This is a genomic window from Lacinutrix chionoecetis (assembly GCF_053604665.1).
In genome coordinates this window covers 229,842-246,324 of sequence record NZ_JBSHNQ010000086.1, presented here as the reverse complement: position 1 = coordinate 246,324, position 16,483 = coordinate 229,842, and the positions used below count along the sequence as shown (strand labels likewise).

The 16,483-nt window shown below is 32.3% G+C and carries 19 protein-coding genes; 4 read left to right on the top strand and 15 right to left on the bottom strand.

Annotation, left to right across the window (positions count from 1 at the left end):
• Window positions 1-110 precede the first annotated feature (110 nt).
• A complete protein-coding gene (locus tag ACVC43_RS13385; RefSeq protein ID WP_452225043.1) occupies window positions 111-446 on the top strand; it encodes a hypothetical protein in 336 nt (111 codons plus the stop codon).
• 312 nt (window positions 447-758) lie between these two features.
• Here the strand turns inward: ACVC43_RS13385 and ACVC43_RS13380 are convergent, their stop codons facing one another.
• From ACVC43_RS13380 to ACVC43_RS13350, 7 genes are all read right to left on the bottom strand, one after another.
• The gene (locus tag ACVC43_RS13380; protein WP_452225042.1) at window positions 759-1,427 is read right to left on the bottom strand and encodes a methyltransferase domain-containing protein; all 669 of its coding nucleotides are present in this window, start codon (window positions 1,425-1,427) and stop codon (window positions 759-761) included.
• A gap of 105 nt (window positions 1,428-1,532) precedes the next feature.
• Complete coding sequence (locus tag ACVC43_RS13375; RefSeq protein ID WP_452225041.1) at window positions 1,533-1,901, bottom strand: hypothetical protein; 369 nt, start codon at window positions 1,899-1,901, stop codon at window positions 1,533-1,535.
• Window positions 1,902-2,052: 151 nt separating this feature from the next.
• Window positions 2,053-2,376, bottom strand: a complete 324-nt coding sequence (locus ACVC43_RS13370) for a hypothetical protein (protein WP_452225040.1) — start codon at window positions 2,374-2,376, stop codon at window positions 2,053-2,055.
• 56 nt (window positions 2,377-2,432) lie between these two features.
• On the bottom strand, window positions 2,433-3,971 hold the full coding sequence (locus ACVC43_RS13365) for a bifunctional GNAT family N-acetyltransferase/carbon-nitrogen hydrolase family protein (protein ID WP_452225039.1): 1,539 nt from the start codon (window positions 3,969-3,971) through the stop codon (window positions 2,433-2,435).
• The gene (locus ACVC43_RS13360) at window positions 3,971-4,945 is read right to left on the bottom strand and encodes a deoxyhypusine synthase family protein (RefSeq protein ID WP_452225038.1); all 975 of its coding nucleotides are present in this window, start codon (window positions 4,943-4,945) and stop codon (window positions 3,971-3,973) included. Before ACVC43_RS13360 ends, ACVC43_RS13365 begins: the two co-directional genes overlap by 1 nt.
• Entirely contained in the window at window positions 4,935-5,873 is a 939-nt protein-coding gene (speB, locus tag ACVC43_RS13355) for an agmatinase (RefSeq protein WP_452225037.1), read from the bottom strand. Before speB ends, ACVC43_RS13360 begins: the two co-directional genes overlap by 11 nt.
• Window positions 5,863-7,260, bottom strand: coding sequence for an arginine decarboxylase (locus tag ACVC43_RS13350; protein ID WP_452225036.1), 1,398 nt, complete (start codon window positions 7,258-7,260; stop codon window positions 5,863-5,865). Before ACVC43_RS13350 ends, speB begins: the two co-directional genes overlap by 11 nt.
• Window positions 7,261-7,663: 403 nt before the next feature.
• Between ACVC43_RS13350 and ACVC43_RS13345 the strand changes: the two genes are divergently transcribed.
• Both ACVC43_RS13345 and ACVC43_RS13340 read left to right on the top strand, forming a co-directional pair.
• Window positions 7,664-8,239: a YdeI/OmpD-associated family protein gene (locus tag ACVC43_RS13345; RefSeq protein ID WP_452225035.1), complete on the top strand. Its 576-nt coding sequence runs from the start codon at window positions 7,664-7,666 to the stop codon at window positions 8,237-8,239.
• A gap of 32 nt (window positions 8,240-8,271) precedes the next feature.
• Window positions 8,272-8,760 carry a YdeI/OmpD-associated family protein gene (locus ACVC43_RS13340; RefSeq protein ID WP_452225034.1) on the top strand — a complete coding sequence of 163 codons (489 nt, stop codon included), beginning with the start codon at window positions 8,272-8,274 and terminating at the stop codon, window positions 8,758-8,760.
• Between the two features lie 15 nt (window positions 8,761-8,775).
• Here the strand turns inward: ACVC43_RS13340 and ACVC43_RS13335 are convergent, their stop codons facing one another.
• The 5 genes from ACVC43_RS13335 to mvaD all read right to left on the bottom strand — a co-directional run bounded on the left by ACVC43_RS13335 (window position 8,776) and on the right by mvaD (window position 13,254).
• Window positions 8,776-9,135, bottom strand: a complete 360-nt coding sequence (locus tag ACVC43_RS13335; RefSeq protein ID WP_452225033.1) for a dihydroorotase — start codon at window positions 9,133-9,135, stop codon at window positions 8,776-8,778.
• A 151-nt stretch (window positions 9,136-9,286) separates the two neighbouring features.
• Entirely contained in the window at window positions 9,287-10,144 is an 858-nt protein-coding gene (locus ACVC43_RS13330) for a pseudouridine synthase (RefSeq protein WP_452225032.1), read from the bottom strand.
• A gap of 76 nt (window positions 10,145-10,220) precedes the next feature.
• Window positions 10,221-11,126, bottom strand: a complete 906-nt coding sequence (locus ACVC43_RS13325; RefSeq protein WP_452225031.1) for a geranylgeranylglycerol-phosphate geranylgeranyltransferase — start codon at window positions 11,124-11,126, stop codon at window positions 10,221-10,223.
• Window positions 11,127-11,194: 68 nt separating this feature from the next.
• Entirely contained in the window at window positions 11,195-12,124 is a 930-nt protein-coding gene (locus ACVC43_RS13320; RefSeq protein WP_452225030.1) for a mevalonate kinase family protein, read from the bottom strand.
• A gap of 47 nt (window positions 12,125-12,171) precedes the next feature.
• A complete protein-coding gene (gene mvaD / locus ACVC43_RS13315) occupies window positions 12,172-13,254 on the bottom strand; it encodes a diphosphomevalonate decarboxylase (protein ID WP_452225029.1) in 1,083 nt (360 codons plus the stop codon).
• A gap of 232 nt (window positions 13,255-13,486) precedes the next feature.
• Here mvaD and ACVC43_RS13310 point away from each other — a divergent pair, with 232 nt between their 5' ends.
• Window positions 13,487-14,053, top strand: coding sequence for a TetR/AcrR family transcriptional regulator (locus tag ACVC43_RS13310; protein WP_452225028.1), 567 nt, complete (start codon window positions 13,487-13,489; stop codon window positions 14,051-14,053).
• Here ACVC43_RS13310 and ACVC43_RS13305 read toward each other — a convergent pair.
• The 3 genes from ACVC43_RS13305 to ACVC43_RS13295 are packed head-to-tail and all read right to left on the bottom strand — an operon-like array spanning window position 14,048 to window position 16,481.
• Complete coding sequence (locus ACVC43_RS13305) at window positions 14,048-14,581, bottom strand: DUF1697 domain-containing protein (protein ID WP_452225027.1); 534 nt, start codon at window positions 14,579-14,581, stop codon at window positions 14,048-14,050. The genes ACVC43_RS13310 and ACVC43_RS13305 overlap by 6 nt on opposite strands.
• The gene (locus tag ACVC43_RS13300; RefSeq protein WP_452225026.1) at window positions 14,578-15,792 is read right to left on the bottom strand and encodes an NAD(P)/FAD-dependent oxidoreductase; all 1,215 of its coding nucleotides are present in this window, start codon (window positions 15,790-15,792) and stop codon (window positions 14,578-14,580) included. The genes ACVC43_RS13305 and ACVC43_RS13300 overlap by 4 nt, the downstream gene beginning before the upstream one ends.
• Window positions 15,789-16,481: a glycerophosphodiester phosphodiesterase gene (locus tag ACVC43_RS13295; protein ID WP_452225025.1), complete on the bottom strand. Its 693-nt coding sequence runs from the start codon at window positions 16,479-16,481 to the stop codon at window positions 15,789-15,791. Before ACVC43_RS13295 ends, ACVC43_RS13300 begins: the two co-directional genes overlap by 4 nt.
• Between the last annotated feature and the right edge of the window lie 2 nt (window positions 16,482-16,483).

Here is a 16,483-nt window from a genome sequence, read left to right as displayed (position 1 = left end):
TAACAAAAAATGCAATATCAAAACAATACAAAATATCGGAAATTAAAACTTCTATTTATCATTTAGGGATTTATTATAAAAATCGTATTGACAATGCAAGACGCTGGAAAATGATAAATTCTGATTTAGCATATTGGGATTTAGAATTTAAAAATGGAGATAGATTTTATATATCTAATTTGTTGGTTGATTTTTTACATGAAAAACCTATCATTGAAAATACGAAATACAGATTTAGAATGTTTCAATACATAAATAAACAGGACTCAAAAGAAGCGTTTACATTGAAAAAAGTTCAAGAAAAAAACGCAGTAGAAAAGTTTGTGGAAAAATTTCAATCTAAATCGGAAAGTGAACTGAATGAAATATTGAACAATAAACAAGATTATCAGAAAGAAGCAGTTAAGGCTGCAGTAATAATAATGAAGAAGAAAAACGTTGGTTAACACTGTATAACAATAATTGCTCAATTTGGGCGTAACTAAAGGTAGTTGCAAGTTTATATATCCTAATTCCCTTCAGAAATTCCTAGCACGCAAACATACAATTTCCTAATACAAACCGCTAACACATATTATGAATACCGAGTTAGACATTGAGAATAAAGTCAAACAAAACTCTATTAGAGGTTGGGTATAAGAACAATGCAAAATATCTTTCGCTTATGAATTATTTTATTCCTGCTAATGAGAAATTATTAGCCAACTTAATTGCGTATTTGGAAACAGATACCACAAAAGAATAATTAAAATTACAAGTTAAATTAAAGTGTATAAAGTAGTAACTATTGTCCCTTTTCCTCCTTTTAAATCTACTCTTAACACATCTTTTGCTTCTTTTACTTTTAAATTAAAGGGTGGCATTAGCAACTGTATACCACTTTGTTTTTTAAGTCTTGTGCCTTGTCCGGAAATAATATCTTTATTAGGTAAAAAATCATGGTTGGGTACATGCTCTGTAAGTATTACATATTTAAAATGAGTGAGTTTTTTAACGATACGTTTCACTTCACTATTAGATAAATGTTGTAATACTTGCCTTAAAATCACACAATCGCCAGAAGGCCAATTATCTTTTGCTATATCCAAACAGTAAAACTTTAAATTATGTGCTTTAAAAGTTATTTCATTATGCGCTATTAGTGCTGGCACAATGTCAACTGCGTGATACTGTTTGGTAAAATTCACTAGTTGTTTACCCACATTAAAATCTCCACAACCTAAATCGCAAACCGTAACAGGATTTTTAAAAGCGGTTAAAAACGAGGTTACTACATCTATATAAGGATTAATTATCTCGGGAGCATGAGATCCTTCTCCAGAATAAAAATAAGACTCATTAGTACCCCAAAGTTTGTTATTATAAACCTGTACCATAGCTTCTTTTGTTGGCCAAGGCTCTTTAATTTTTTTATTGTTTTTTGGCATTATGCTTTAATGTTGTTCTACAAAATAAAAAAACCAGAACAAATATGTTCTGGTTTTATAAATTTTTAATATCTGCAAGTTTAATACAAATAGTCTCGCATTAAGTTATTTTAGTATTTCTAATTTTGTAATGGTTAAAACTTCGGTTTCCAAATCGAACCCATCTTCATCCTCTTCGGTTTCTACAGCAGTTGTATAAGTCACTTTCATAGCTTTACCAATTAAGGCATCAGATTTTAAATCGAAAGCTTCTAAAACCGTATCGTCTGCAAACTGAAATGTCATTGTACGCTCTTCGTCGTCGTCGTTATTGGTAATAAAATTGTAACCATACTCTTCGAAACCATCGTAAACAGCATTAATAGTTATTGCGCCTTGTTTAGCGGTAATGCTATCACTTGCCGCTGTAAAACTTGATAGGATTAACATAAAAACACCTACCATCACTAATTGTAATATTTTTTTTGACTTCATTTTGAATAGTTTTATAATTATTAAAAAATCTTTTGATAGCCATATTTTACAACTTGTAAAACAGAGCAATCGCTTGTCGAAAATAGTAGTTATTAGTAATGTCTGGGTTTTGTTAGTTACGTTTTTAAGTTAGTAATATTACAATAGTTTTTTAAAAATCATCGTCCTCACTGTCCTCTTCCAAAAGTGGGTCTTGTATCGCTTCCGGATCGTTTTCGTCGAAGTCTTCGTAATCGTCTTCGTCGTAATTTTCCATAGTAACTTCGAGTTTAGTACTCACTTTTACCAAATACTTTGTGTCTTCGGTAATAAGCTCTACAGCTTCAATTAATTCGTTTTTAGCATTCTTAAAGGAAACAATATTACGATCATCGTATCCATCAGGAAATTTTTCAACTAACATAGCCAGAATTTCTGGAGTTAATTTTTTAAAATCTACGATTACTCTTTTTAAGTGTTCGTGTCTGTTTTTCATTGCATTTTATTTTTTTTTCGCAAGCGCGAAACTATCATCTTATTATTTCAAAAATACTATTTAGTATTATCAATTCTAACAACATTATAAAAATCTTTTCGTCTATCCTTTAAATTTTTTACTGCTCCAAAAGAATGTAACTCTCTAAGTAAACTTAAATCTACATCTGCCACTAATATCATTTCGGTATTTGTGGTTGCTTCGGCTTTTATACCATTACTTGGAAACGAAAAGTCGCATGGAGTAAATACGGCAGATTGTGCATATTGGATGTCCATGTTATTAACATTTGGTAAATTTCCAACACTCCCAGCAATTGCTACATAACATTCGTTTTCAATAGCACGTGCTTGAGCACATAAGCGCACACGGGAATACCCATTCTGGGTGTCTGTTAAAAATGGTACAAATAATATATCCATCCCTTCATCTGAGAGTAATCTTGATAATTCTGGAAACTCAGAATCGTAACAAATTAATATCCCAATTTTTCCCGCATCTGTCTGGAATGTTTGTAGTTTATTTCCACGTTGCATGCCCCAAACTTTAGCTTCGTCTGGTGTAACATGAATTTTTTCGTAACGCTCTAAGCTACCATCTCTACGGCATAAATAACCAACATTATATAGTTTATCGCCTATTACTTCTGGCATACTACCAGTAATAATATTAATGTTGTAAGAGATAGATAACTGTTGCATTTTCTCAACAATTGTTTTCGTATATTTTGCTAATTCCCTGATGGCATCCGGCTCATGTAAATGGTTAAATTTTGCCATAAGTGGGGCATTAAAAAACTCTGGAAATAAGGCAAAATCGGATCTGTAAGCGGCAACACTATCTACAAAATATTCTACTTGCTGCATTAATTCCTCAAGACTATTGTAAGTACGCATTTGCCATTGTATTAAACCTAATCTAACAATGGTTTTTACGCTACTTGCTCTTTTGCTCTTTTTGGCATAATAGATATTATCCCATTCCATTAATACGGCATACTCATTCGATGCTGTATCGCCTTGCAAATATCCTTTTATTATTCTTAACGGATGAAAATCGTTAGAAATTTGAAAGTTTAGAACTGGATCATGAATTTCTTTGTGCTTTACCTTTTCTATATATTCTTTAGGCGTTAATTCGCTTTGGTATTTATGGTAATTAGGCATTCTGCCACCAAATACAATCCCTTTTAGGTTTAGCTCTTCGCAAAGTTCTTTTCGGTAATCGTATAAGCGTCTTCCCAGTCTTAAACCACGATATTCTGGTTTAATAAAAACATCTATTCCATACAGCACATCACCTTCTGGATCATGATTTTTAAATTTATCGCCTTCAATAATATCTGCATACGTGTGGTTGTCTTCTATTTTATCGTAATCTACCACAAGCGATAATGCACAGCCAGCAATATTTCCATCGATTTTAATTACCACTTGTCCTTTAGGGAAAATAGTTGTTAAGCGCTCTATGTGCTCTTTTTTCCAATACGTATTTAAAACGCCTCCATAAGATTCGAGTGTTGCCGATTTTAATTCGGCATAGTCGTCTACGGTTAAGTATTGTAATTCGATATTTTCAATTTTATGCTCGTCCATTATTGGTCTAAGAGGTATGCGAAAATTAAAGGTGCAACTATTGTTGCATCACTTTCAATAATAAATTTTGGCGTGTTTATATCCAGTTTGCCCCAAGTAATTTTCTCATTTGGCACTGCTCCAGAATATGAACCGTAGCTTGTTGTAGAATCACTTATTTGGCAAAAATAGCTCCAGAATGGCGTCTCTGGTCTTTCCATATCCTGATATAGCATTGGCACTACGCAAATAGGAAAATCGCCTGCAATACCACCACCAATTTGAAAGAAACCAATTCCTTTTGATGAATTATCTGTATACCAATCGGCTAAAAAGGTCATATATTCTATACCAGATTTTACCGTGCTTGCTTTAAGCTCACCCTTAAGCACGTAACTTGCAAAAATATTACCCATAGTACTATCTTCCCAACCTGGGCAAACAATAGGTAAATTTTTCTCTGCAGCTGCATACATCCAAGAGTCTTTAATATCAATTTCGTAATACTGCTCTAAAACACCAGATAAAAGCATTTTGTACATGTATTCGTGAGGTAAATAGCGTTCGCCTTTAGCTTCGGCATCTTTCCAAATTTTCACAATATGTTCTTGTAATCTTCGGAAGGCTTCCTCTTCTGGAATACACGTATCTGTTACACGGTTTAATCCTTTTTCTAACAAATCCCACTCATCCTGCGGCGTTAAATCACGATAATTTGGCACACGTTTATAATGTGAATGCGCTACTAAATTCATGATATCTTCTTCAAGGTTTGCTCCAGTACAAGAGATGATTTGTACTTTATCTTGCCTAATCATTTCGGCAAAACTTTTACCCAATTCTGCAGTACTCATAGCGCCTGCAAGCGATACTAACATTTTTGCGCCACTTTCTAATTGTGCTTCATAACCTTTTGCTGCATCAACTAAAGCTGCTGCATTAAAATGTAAATAGTGTTTTTCTATAAATTGTGAAATTGGTCCTTTAGTACTCATCGTCTTCGTTAAATTTTGCACTGTTATTTTTTTGTTTTACACTGTCGTAAGCATTATCGTATTCTGCCTCTGCTTCATCATTTTCAAATTTATAACTAAGCATTTTGTAGTAAAGTTTAGCCGCTAAAAAATCTGATGATTTATCATTTTTATTAGGGCATAATTCTACAATATCGAAACCTACCACATTTTTTTCTGCAAAAACCTGCTTTAAAAATTCTAAGGTTTCGTACCATAATAATCCACCTGGTTCCGGAGTACCTGTACTTGGCATGATTGAAGGATCGAAAGCATCTAAATCTATTGTAATAAATACATTTTCTGTCATTTGGTCTACTGCACTGTCCATCCACGTATCGTCTAACGCCATTTCGTGTGCGAAGTACGTTTTTTCTTTATCCATTACTGTTGTTTCAATGGCATCCATAGAACGAATACCAACTTGAATTAAATTGGTTGTCTGGCTCGCCTCGTAAACCGCACAAGCATGGTTGCATTTGGATCCTTCGTATTCTTTACGCAAATCGGCATGAGCATCTAATTGCAACACTGTTAAACTTGGGTACATTTCGTTAAACGCACGAATAGTACCAATAGAAATTGAGTGTTCTCCACCAAAAATTGTAACAAATTTATTGCGTTTAATGTAGTTTTTGGTTGCTTGATGTACAGCGTCCACCATGGCTTCTGGCGAGCTGTTTTCAGTCACTGCATCGGCAAGGTAAACACCTTGTTTGTACACTTCGGTTTCTGTTTCAATATCGTAAAGCTCCATGTTTTCTGAAGCATTTAAAAAGGCTTCTGGACCTTTATCTGCTCCTTTTTGCCATGTGCTCGTACCATCGTAAGGCACAGGAATTAATACGATTTTTGATGTTTCCAGTTTAGAAAATTCTTCCGAAATTCCAGCATAAGTTTTAGTTTGCATAGCCTAAAATTTTAAGTAAGTCTTCACTTTTTTGTTGTTCACTAAATAGTTTTGTTGTTATGTTTCCGTCTTCATCTTTATTTATTAAAATATGTTTTGGCGACGGTATTAAGCAGTGTTGCAAACCACCAAAACCACCAATGGTTTCTTGGTATGCACCTGTGTTAAAAAAGCCAATGTATAATGGTTTCTCTTTATTGTATTTTGGTAAATAAATAGCATTCATGTGCTGTTCGCTATTGTAATAATCATCGCTATCACAAGTTAAACCGCCTAATAAAACACGTTCGTAACTTGATTCCCACCTGTTAAGTGGCAACATAATAAAACGCTTATTAATTGCCCAAGTGTCTGGTAATGTTGTGATGAAAGATGAGTTAATCATGTTCCATTTTTCACGATCGTTTTGTTGCTTTTGGTATAATATTTCATAAATAGCACCACCACTTTCGCCTACTGTAAAGCTACCAAATTCTGTAAAAATGTTTGGCACATCTACGCCTTCTTCTTCACAAGTTGTTTTTATTTGATTTACGATCTCGTCTACTAAATATTCGTAATCGAAATCGAAAACCAATGAATTTTTAATTGGAAATCCGCCTCCAATATTTAAACTATCTAAACTTGGACAAATTTTCTTTAAACTGGTATAAACCTTTAAACATTTTTGCAATTCGTTCCAGTAATAAGCGTTATCACGTATGCCTGTGTTAATGAAAAAGTGCAACATTTTAAGGTTTACTTTTTTATTGTCCTGAATCTGGTTTTTGTAAAAAGGCACAATATTCTTGTAGCCAATTCCTAAACGTGAGGTGTAAAATTCGAATTTAGGTTCTTCTTCTGATGCGATACGAATACCTATGTTGTATTTTCCTTTAATTTCGGCAGACAGTAAATTAATTTCTTCGTAATTGTCTATAATAGGGATGCAATTTTTTTGTCCGTTATTAATTAATCTGGCAATATTAGTAATGTATTGAGAGCGCTTAAAGCCATTACTAATAACATAAGTGTCGTTGTTTATTTTGCCTTCGGCTTTTAAATTTTCTACAATATCAATATCGAAAGCAGATGATGTTTCTATATGTATATCATTGGTCAAAGCTTCATTTAAGACATGTTTAAAATGTGAGCTTTTAGTACAATAGCAATAATTGTATTTTCCCTTATACTCGTTTTTTTCTATAGCATTTGCAAACCATTTTTTTGCGCGCTGTATGTTGTTAGAAATTTGTGGTAAGTAGGTGAATTTTAATGGCGTACCATACTCTTCCACTAATTTCATGAGATCAATATCATGGAATTGCAATTCGTTTTTTTCTAATTTAAATTCGTCTTGCGGGAAATCGAAAGTTTGATTGATTAAATCAATATATTTTGTGTTCATTATTATTTTCTAAAAATGTAATATTTATAATTCTGGAAAAAGTTACTGAAATTATTTCAGTTTAAATAATAATGAAGAATTCAGACTTGTATTTTCAAGTCTGTTGTAGGCACAAAGCCATAATTGTGCTGGCTAGCAACAATTGTAGATAAAGCGGAAGTTAGCTCTAAAATTCGGTTGCTTAATCGATAAGCTGCTTTTGAAAATGACTTCCTAATGTTCAAAAGCCCAAACATATAAACACGGTTCAATCTGTTCAGCTATAATAATGACATAAAACCACTATTATTTTGGTAGCACAAATGAAATACTTTTTTTTTAATTGTAGATTAAATTTTTATTAAATTTTTTCTTCTTAATTTAATTGCGAAAAAGAAGTAAAAGTTTAGTTATCCTTAAAGGAATGAAAGAAGTAGAACAATACATAGAGAAAATTAAAAATTGGAAAGAAGAAACCGTACTACTTAGAAAAATCTGTTTAGACTGTGGACTTACCGAAGATTTTAAGTGGAAACATCCTTGCTATACATTTAAAGGAAGTAATGTTGTTTTAATACATGGGTTTAAAGATTATTGTGCTTTGTTGTTTAATAAAGGTGTTTTATTGAAAGATGCTAATGCAATTTTAATACAACAAACTGAAAATGTGCAATCGGCCCGACAAATTAGATTTGCCAACGTCAAAGAAATTAAGGATTTAAAAGCTGTTATTAAAGCCTATATTTTTGAAGCAATCGAGGTCGAGAAAGCAGGTTTAACAATGAAGATGAAAAAAACTTCTGAATTTAATATGCCTGCTGAATTTAAAAACGCATTGGAAGGTAATCCCAAGTTGAAATCTGCGTTTTATGCTTTAACTCCTGGACGCCAAAGAGGATATTTGCTTTACTTTTCTAAGGCAAAACAAGCAAAAACACGTGAGGCAAGAATTGAAAAATATTCCAATAGTATACTTGATGGAAAAGGATTAAACGACTAAGTATGTGTAAAAATTTTTAATACAGAGTTGTTATGAACCTGCTTACTTTTAAGGCTAAAATTGATGTTATCGGTATTAATCCCTTTGTTTTTTTACCAGAAAATATCTTGGAGACTATTTTTATACAAGCAGGGAAAAACAAGGCAAAAATACCAGTTAAAGGTTTTATAAATGGAGTCCCTTATCGCCAAACCTTATTAAGATATAGTGGTGTATGGAGACTTTATATCAGCACAAAAATGCTTGAAAAATCGCCTAAGCGCATAGGAGAAACCATTGAAATAAATATAGAGTTTGATCCAGAAAGCAGAGCAATAAAAATGCCTGCAGACTTTAAAAAGGCTTTATTAAATAATAGCGATGCACAAGCTATTTTTGATGAGCTATCACCATCAAAACAAAATGAAATAGTTAAATATTTAGTGCGATTAAAAACACCAACAGCACGAGAAAGAAATATTGTAAGGGCTATACAATTTCTGTTAGGTGAAGCACGATTTATAGGAAGAGATAAACCTTAATTTTATTAAAAATGATTAAGTACTTAAAAGCTCTTTATTCTGTATAGCCTCATCAATATCGACAGATATGTATTTATGACTATTAAAAAACTTCTTTTTTGATGTTAATTTAATAGTTGCTATTATGCGACCTTTTACTTTTTCTTTAAGCGAAACTATTTCAACTTTTTCGCCAACAAGTGCTTCGTAATTAGGCAAACCTCCTTTTTTAATAATAAAATTTGCTCTTGGAAAATCTATATAATTGTAATTGTTATTATCTGCTTCGCCAATTACAAAAACATCACCGACATTAACCTTTTGACTACTGCTTTGCGAATAAGACATGCTTATAAAAAAACTCAATAAAAGAGCAAATAAAATATTACGTTTCATAATTAAAGTATAAATAAAGTTATCGTAATAAAAATAACTTAAAATTAAGATTTGTGCAATTATTAGTAATAGTCATTATTTATTATTATCAAATTCGCAATTGACTCGCTCAATAGTTTATAGTGAATATGCTATTGAGGGAAACATAATTTTACATCATCATAAGTGTTTGCACTTCCTGTTCTGTTAAAATTTTCCAATTTCCACGTGGTATGTCTTTTTTGGTTAAATGAGCAATTTGCACGCAATCGATTTTTACAAGTTCAATCTTAAAATAATCGAAAATGGTATGTAAAATGGTATTACCCGTATTTTTAATTTTTATACCTATTTCGTTTTTCTTATTATTTACGTAATCTATCTCTTCAACACTTATTTGTTTACCTTCAATACGTAAGCCTTCGCGAATTTTCTTTAAATCATCTATTTTTAAATTTGTATCTAATTCTAAATGAAATAAGCGCTCAACGCCCTTATTAGAACTTGTAAAGCGAGCCACCACTTTTTCGTCGTTGGTAAAGAGTAACAAACCAGTGGAGTTTCTACCTAAACGTCCTATTGGTTTTATTCGGGAATTTGTAGCATTAGCGACTAAATCCATTACTGTTCTGCCTTTATGTTCGCTTGTTGTTGTTGCAAAACCTTTTGGTTTGTTTAGCAACACATAGGCTTTTTTTTCTGGATTAATACGTGCACCATCGTAGCGTACCTCATCCTCAAGTTTTACTTTGTAACCCATTTCGGTTACTATTTTTCCGTTTACACTAACCAAACCAGTAGCAATGTGCACATCGGCATCACGACGTGAGCAAATACCAGAATTAGCAATGTATTTATTTAACCTAATCTCGTCTGGGTTAGACGTTTTTTTAGGTGAGGATTGCTTTTTTATTGGAGCATTACCACGAGCATAACTTTTACTTTTAGCATTGTCATTGCCTCTTCCTGAAACCTTTCCTTTTCCAGATGCTTTAGATTTTCCTTGTCGTTGTCCGCTTTGTTTACTCATGGCTATTTTTTTTGCAAAGATATAGTATAATTTCTATTGAAGAATTTAGATTAACGTTTTGTTTAGTCTAAATAGGTTATAAAATACGGTTTAAAACCAAGTCTATATCAATTAATAAAATACTAAAGACACCAGCTACTAATACTATTTTTAAAATATTATGTAAAATAACATAATGTGTTTTTGTAGAAGCCTTCCAAAGGATTAATAAAAATACAATTAACAAAACTATAGCTATGTAAAAGTAATAGCTCATATATCCAATTTCGTATTTCTTAATTAATAAATAGAAGGGAACAAGTGTTAACAACATAAAAAACGTTATCATTTTTTTTGATGCACTCTCACCATAAACTACAGGTATCGTTCTATAATTTAAAGCGAGGTCACCTTTCATGTTTTCCAGATCTTTAGTAAGTTCTCTTATTGCGATTATTAAGAATAAAAAAGAAGCGTGAACAAATATTACAGTATCGAAATTTTTATAATAGATAAAAATAGCGAAGAAAGGCGCAATAGTTAATATGGCCGATACCATATTACCAATTATGGGCATTTTTTTAAGTTTATGCGAATAAAACCAAATGGCAAATATATAGACCGAAAAAAATAATACCGCATTAAAAGACACATAGCTTGCCATAACAATAGCAGAGAAATTAAGCACAAAATAAAAAGACAATTTTGTATTCTGACTTACCAGTTTATCCAACATCGATTTATTGGGTCTGTTGATTAAATCTTTCTCTGAATCGTAAAAATTATTTATTATATATCCTGCTGCAACTACAGCTGCAGAAGCTAAAACAAGCATAAGCAAGTTAACATCCAGCAATACTTTTTTAGCTGGTTTATCGTGAGCAAAAATATAGACCGAAGTTAAATATTGCGCTATAACAACTATAAGAATGTTGTAGCCACGTATTACAGAAAACATACTAAAAAACTTGAGAAGAATGTGTTTCTGCTTTCTGGTTAACATAAAGTTATTGCACTAATTTATTAGGAGCTTAAATAATTTAAGAATCTTGAAAAGTAACACAATTTCGTTTAAAAATTATAAACCACTTCCAGCTTATAATCTTTAAGTGACTGTTGTGCTTTACTAAAGTTTTCTGTAAAACCTAAAATATAACCTCCACCACCAGAACCGCAAAGTTTTAGGTAATAATCGTTGGTTTCAATACCTTTTTTCCAAAGCTCATGAAACTGTTTAGGAATCATTGGCTTGAAATTGTTTAATACCACTTTAGACAACTGCTTTGTATTTGAAAATAAAGATTTTATATCGCCTTTAAGAAAATCTTCCACACAAGCATCTGTATGTTTTATAAATTGATCTTTAAGCATTTTACGAAAACCATCTTGCTTCATATTCTCCATAAAAATACTTACCATTGGCGCTGTTTCACCAGTAACACCACTATCTAATAAAAAAACTGCGCCTTTTCCAGACGTGCTTTGTGTTGGGATGCCTGTAGCTTCAATATTATCTTTAGAGTTAATAAGTATTGGCAAGCTTAAATAACTATTAAGCGGATCGAGACCTGAAGATTTGCCATGGAAAAAAGATTCCATTTCGGCAAAAATAGTCTTTAACTGAAGTAATTTTTCTCTTGTTAAATTTTCTAAAACTGTAATTTTATTTAGCGCATACTTATCGTAAATAGCAGCTACCAACGCACCACTACTGCCAACACCATAACCTTGTGGTATTGACGAATCGAAATACATACCAGCTTCTACGTCTGCCTTTAGTTTTTCGGTTTCAAAAACAACTAACTCTTTATTTACATCCTCCAGATAGGCGGCAAATTTCCTTAAACTTTCATTAGATTTTGTTGCTTCAATTGATGGATTGGCATCTGTTTTTAAGGCGCCATTGTAAAAATTATATGGTATTGATAATCCTTTAGAATCTTTAATAATTCCGTACTCACCAAAAAGCAAGATTTTCGAGTAGAAAAGTGGACCTTTCATTTATATCGTGTTAGGTATTTAGTTGCTGTTTTACTAACTTAAAAAAACTAAAGCTTTTTTGCACCAAATCCAATTGTATCACAAATATAGTGACCATTTTGGCAATATGCAACTAACTCAGTCTTAATGAACTCAATAATGGTTTTAGCTTCCTTTTCAGGATATAAAATATGTACATTTGCTCCAGCATCTAATGTAAAGCTAATGTGCAAACCACTCTCTTTTCTAAAACGCCATATTTTATTAATTATTTCGAGGGTATTGGGTTTCATTAAAATAAAATAAGGCATGCTGGTCATCATCATGGCGTGAAGCGTAAGTGCTTCGCTCTCAACCAAGGCTATAAAAGCCATTAAATCACCAGATGCAAGTATCGTTTTTAGCTTTGCTATGTTTGCTTCGGCTTGTTTAAAGCGCTCTTGGGCAAAAGGATGATCATGCATTAAATTATGGCCAACAGTACTACTCACTTGCTTTTCGCCTTTATCTACAAGTAAAATGGTGTCCTTATAATTTTTAAAATTCTCGTGAACTGAATAAGGGTATTTTATCCCGAATAAATCACTACTCCCTTCAATCTCGTTATGTTGTCCCCAAACAACCAAATCGCCTTCAATACTCCTGCAAGCGCTACCAGAACCTAATCGTGCTAAAAATGATGCCTTTTGGTTAAAGAAAACGTCTTCTATATCTGGGTTAAGTTTTTTTTCGATGCTCATTAAGCATAAAGCTAATGCACTCATACCAGAAGCAGAAGAAGCAATTCCAGAACTGTGAGGAAATGTATTTTGTGTTTCAATTTCAAAATTATAATCTTTTAAAAAAGGCAGATAAGTTTCAATTCTCTTTAGGAACGTTTTTATTTTAGGCTCGAAATCTGGCTTATGTTCTCCATCTAAAAACACTTGAAATATAAAGTCGTTATTCGCTTCTTCTTTTTTAGTATAACTTAATTTTGTTATTGTTTTACAAGAGCTAAGTGTAAAACTAATGGATTGATTTTCTGGGATTTGATGCTCTTTTTTTCCCCAATATTTAACCAATGCAATATTACTTGGCGATGACCAAGTTACATGACCATTATCGATATTGTTATTTAAATACGTAGGAATAAACTGCTTAATAATCATTTAAAATCAAATTTCAGCAAATATAGTTTTAAATTTTATTTAATTTTTCTATTTTCGCCACGTATCATAACGTTTATAATTGGTTGAGTAATGTTAACCAACAAATGTAATCCAGAGCGTTTTGATATTTATTGTTGATAAACATAACTAACAATGGCCTTTAGAGATCCCTTAAATCCTTCGTTCTCTGTGCTATAAAACCGTCTTATTTTAGACTTAAGACTTTCTTTAAATGGACAAGAAACAAAGGATTATCCTTACTATGTTAGAATTAGTGGTTGAGCAAGGCGTGCATGCCACACCTATGTCTCAAGTAGCCAAAGAAGCTAACGTTGCCGTTGGTACTATCTATCATTATTTTAAAAATAAAGAACAAATTATTGAGGAAATTTACTCTATGATTTGTCAGGATTTTGGTGTTGTAATGATGGCAAATGTACCCGAACAGGATGTTAAAGTACAATTTGAAATCATGTGGCTAAACCTCTATAATTACTTTATTGGCAACCCACTGGCTTTTAAATTCATGGAGTTTGTTGGTGTGCCTCCAATTATCACTTCTGAAATTCGCTACAAAAATGTCTCGCATTTTGTAAATATTAGAAATTTCTTTTTGGCTGGAATTTTAAGCAAAGATTTTAAAAATGTGCATTTAAGATTATTAATGCAAATGGCTTTTGGTCATGTTATTTCTGCTGCTCGATTAAAATTTAAAGATGAGCTTGAAATGAATGATGATCAAATTAAAAACGCACTTGCAATGTCTTGGGACTGTGTAAGAAACCAAGAAAAACTATAATTGAGATAGCTCCAATAGTTTTTTGGTGGTATTACAATTCCTTGAAGTTGCATTTACTTCCAGTTTTTTTTCAAAACTATTCATGTTAAATTTTGTGCGTCCATAACCTATTGAAGAATAAAAATAAATGCAGTCTTTTATTATTTTAAACTCTTCATTTTCAAATGAAATTTTATTCGCTTCATCTATCAGGTGTGTTTCTGGTATATTACTTAACAGAATAAAATAACTATTGCTCTTTTTAGTTTCCGAAAAAGGACACGCATTAAAAATTGTCTCTAGCGCTTCTCTGGTCTTAACAATAACAGGGACTTGAAATTTAAAATGAGAAAAAATGATTTCTTCTATTTCATTTTCAATATTATTTATCTTTTCTTCTGAAGCATTAAAAATTATATTACCGCTTTGTATATACGTTTTTACATTATTAAACCCTATGTTTTCGAGTAATTGTCGCAATGTCGCCATTGGTACTTTTTTATGCCCACCAACGTTTATACCTCTCAATAACGCGATATATGTTTTCATGAGTTTATAATATTCTGTGAGACTATGTAGGCACCAGTCCAGGCATTTTGAAAATTAAAACCGCCTGTAACCGCATCTATATTTAAAACTTCTCCAGCAAAATACAAGTTTTCATGCAACTTACTTTCAAACGTTTTAAAGTTTACTTCTTTTAAATTTATACCACCTGCTGTAACAAATTCTTCTTTAAATGTACTTTTTCCATCAACGTTAAAAACAGCTTTGGTAAGCTGATTGGCCAGATTTTCTATTTGATATTTTGTACAATCTGCCCAACGCATTTCTACATCTATTTTAGACGCTAACACCAATTGATGCCAGAGTCTTTTAGGCAAACCGAATTGTGCATAATTAATAACTTTCTTCTTATTCAGCTCTTTTTTAAGTTCGTTTAATTGTGAAAATGAAGTCTCATAATCCAGGTTTATAAAATTTACTTCAATAGAAAATTTATAATTCATTTCTGCTAATGCTAAAGCACCAAAAGCCGAGAGCTTTAAAATAGCAGGCGCACTCATTCCCCAATGTGTAATGAGTAAAGGTCCATAGGACTCTAAATTAGTATCTAAAATCTTAATGGTTACATCCTTTGCTACCACTCCAGGGATATCTTTAATACGATTATCGTTAATATTAAATGTAAAGAGTGATGGCACAGCTTTGGATAGAGAATGCCCTAAACTTTCTAATAGTTTCCAAATTTTAGGATTACTACCAGTAGCTATAATGAGCTTTTTGCATAAAAACGATTTGGATTTTGTTTTAACATTCCAGTTGTTTTCTGTTTTAAAAACAGAGATTACGGGTTGGTTTTTTAATACCTCAACATCAAATTGTTGTGCTTGAGACAGAAAGCAGTCTATTATTGTTTGCGAGTTGTTAGAGACTGGAAACATGCGTCCATCGTCCTCAATTTTTAATGCAACACCTCTTTCTTCGAACCAGGCAATTGTATCTCCAGTCATAAACGTGTGAAACGGTCCTAATAATTCCTTCTCGCCTCGCGGATAATTTGTGACTAATTCCTGAGGAATAAATTCTGCATGTGTGACATTACATCGTCCGCCTCCTGAGACCTTTACCTTAGTAAGCACTTCACTGCCACGTTCCAGAATTGCTACTTTTAAATGAGGATGCTTTTCAGCAATATTAATGGCTGCAAAAAAACCTGCAGCTCCTCCACCAACAATTAATATGTCTTTTTCAATCATAATCTATCTGGATAATCACTAATTATGGCATGGACTTTATATTGCTTCATACGTTTTATATCTTCTGGTTTATTGACCGTCCATGTATTAATCTTAAAGCCTTCTTTTTTAATTTTTTTTACGTTTTCCTCGTTTAGTAAATTAAAATCTGGATGTATGGCCTGCGCCTTAATCTCCTTTGCAAAGATAATGGCTGCCTCAATATTATCTTCTGTAAGGACACCAATAGGGATGTTGCTATCGAAGTTATTAGCCGAAGTTAATGCTTCGTAATTAAAACTGGACACTATAATATTTGAATATTTCCATTCTTTTTTAATAATATATTCTTGAATGGTCTTAACCGTTTCTTTGGCGGTGTTTTCACCTTTGAGTTCGATATTTAATATACACCGTTTGTCTATAACATTACAAACTTCTTTTAATGTTGGAATTTTATAACCAGCCTGTACAGTAAGTGCTTTTAATTGCTTCAGCGTAAATTCTGACACTTTGCCTGTTCCATTTGTTACTCTGTTTAGTGTAAAATCGTGAAACACTATAAGTTCTCCAGACTTGCACTTGTGCACATCTATTTCAATACCATCGACACCAAGCGACAGGGCTTTGGTTATAGAAGCAATAGTGTTTTCGGTAATGTATCCTTTTGCGCCTCTGTGCCCAAATTTTAAGGGATATAACTGTTTCATTT

Excerpts from the sequence above, each read along its gene's own strand:
- ACVC43_RS13385 (WP_452225043.1), top strand. The coding sequence starts at position 111 with ATGATAAATTCTGATTTAGCATATTGGGATTTAGAATTTAAAAATGGA.
- ACVC43_RS13380 (WP_452225042.1), bottom strand. The coding sequence starts at position 1,427 with ATGCCAAAAAACAATAAAAAAATTAAAGAGCCTTGGCCAACAAAAGAA.
- ACVC43_RS13375 (WP_452225041.1), bottom strand. The coding sequence starts at position 1,901 with ATGAAGTCAAAAAAAATATTACAATTAGTGATGGTAGGTGTTTTTATG.
- ACVC43_RS13370 (WP_452225040.1), bottom strand. The coding sequence starts at position 2,376 with ATGAAAAACAGACACGAACACTTAAAAAGAGTAATCGTAGATTTTAAA.
- ACVC43_RS13365 (WP_452225039.1), bottom strand. The coding sequence starts at position 3,971 with ATGGACGAGCATAAAATTGAAAATATCGAATTACAATACTTAACCGTA.
- ACVC43_RS13360 (WP_452225038.1), bottom strand. The coding sequence starts at position 4,945 with ATGAGTACTAAAGGACCAATTTCACAATTTATAGAAAAACACTATTTA.
- speB (WP_452225037.1), bottom strand. The coding sequence starts at position 5,873 with ATGCAAACTAAAACTTATGCTGGAATTTCGGAAGAATTTTCTAAACTG.
- ACVC43_RS13350 (WP_452225036.1), bottom strand. The coding sequence starts at position 7,260 with ATGAACACAAAATATATTGATTTAATCAATCAAACTTTCGATTTCCCG.
- ACVC43_RS13345 (WP_452225035.1), top strand. The coding sequence starts at position 7,664 with ATGAAAGAAGTAGAACAATACATAGAGAAAATTAAAAATTGGAAAGAA.
- ACVC43_RS13340 (WP_452225034.1), top strand. The coding sequence starts at position 8,272 with ATGAACCTGCTTACTTTTAAGGCTAAAATTGATGTTATCGGTATTAAT.
- ACVC43_RS13335 (WP_452225033.1), bottom strand. The coding sequence starts at position 9,135 with ATGAAACGTAATATTTTATTTGCTCTTTTATTGAGTTTTTTTATAAGC.
- ACVC43_RS13330 (WP_452225032.1), bottom strand. The coding sequence starts at position 10,144 with ATGAGTAAACAAAGCGGACAACGACAAGGAAAATCTAAAGCATCTGGA.
- ACVC43_RS13325 (WP_452225031.1), bottom strand. The coding sequence starts at position 11,126 with ATGTTAACCAGAAAGCAGAAACACATTCTTCTCAAGTTTTTTAGTATG.
- ACVC43_RS13320 (WP_452225030.1), bottom strand. The coding sequence starts at position 12,124 with ATGAAAGGTCCACTTTTCTACTCGAAAATCTTGCTTTTTGGTGAGTAC.
- mvaD (WP_452225029.1), bottom strand. The coding sequence starts at position 13,254 with ATGATTATTAAGCAGTTTATTCCTACGTATTTAAATAACAATATCGAT.
- ACVC43_RS13310 (WP_452225028.1), top strand. The coding sequence starts at position 13,487 with ATGGACAAGAAACAAAGGATTATCCTTACTATGTTAGAATTAGTGGTT.
- ACVC43_RS13305 (WP_452225027.1), bottom strand. The coding sequence starts at position 14,581 with ATGAAAACATATATCGCGTTATTGAGAGGTATAAACGTTGGTGGGCAT.
- ACVC43_RS13300 (WP_452225026.1), bottom strand. The coding sequence starts at position 15,792 with ATGATTGAAAAAGACATATTAATTGTTGGTGGAGGAGCTGCAGGTTTT.
- ACVC43_RS13295 (WP_452225025.1), bottom strand. The coding sequence starts at position 16,481 with ATGAAACAGTTATATCCCTTAAAATTTGGGCACAGAGGCGCAAAAGGA.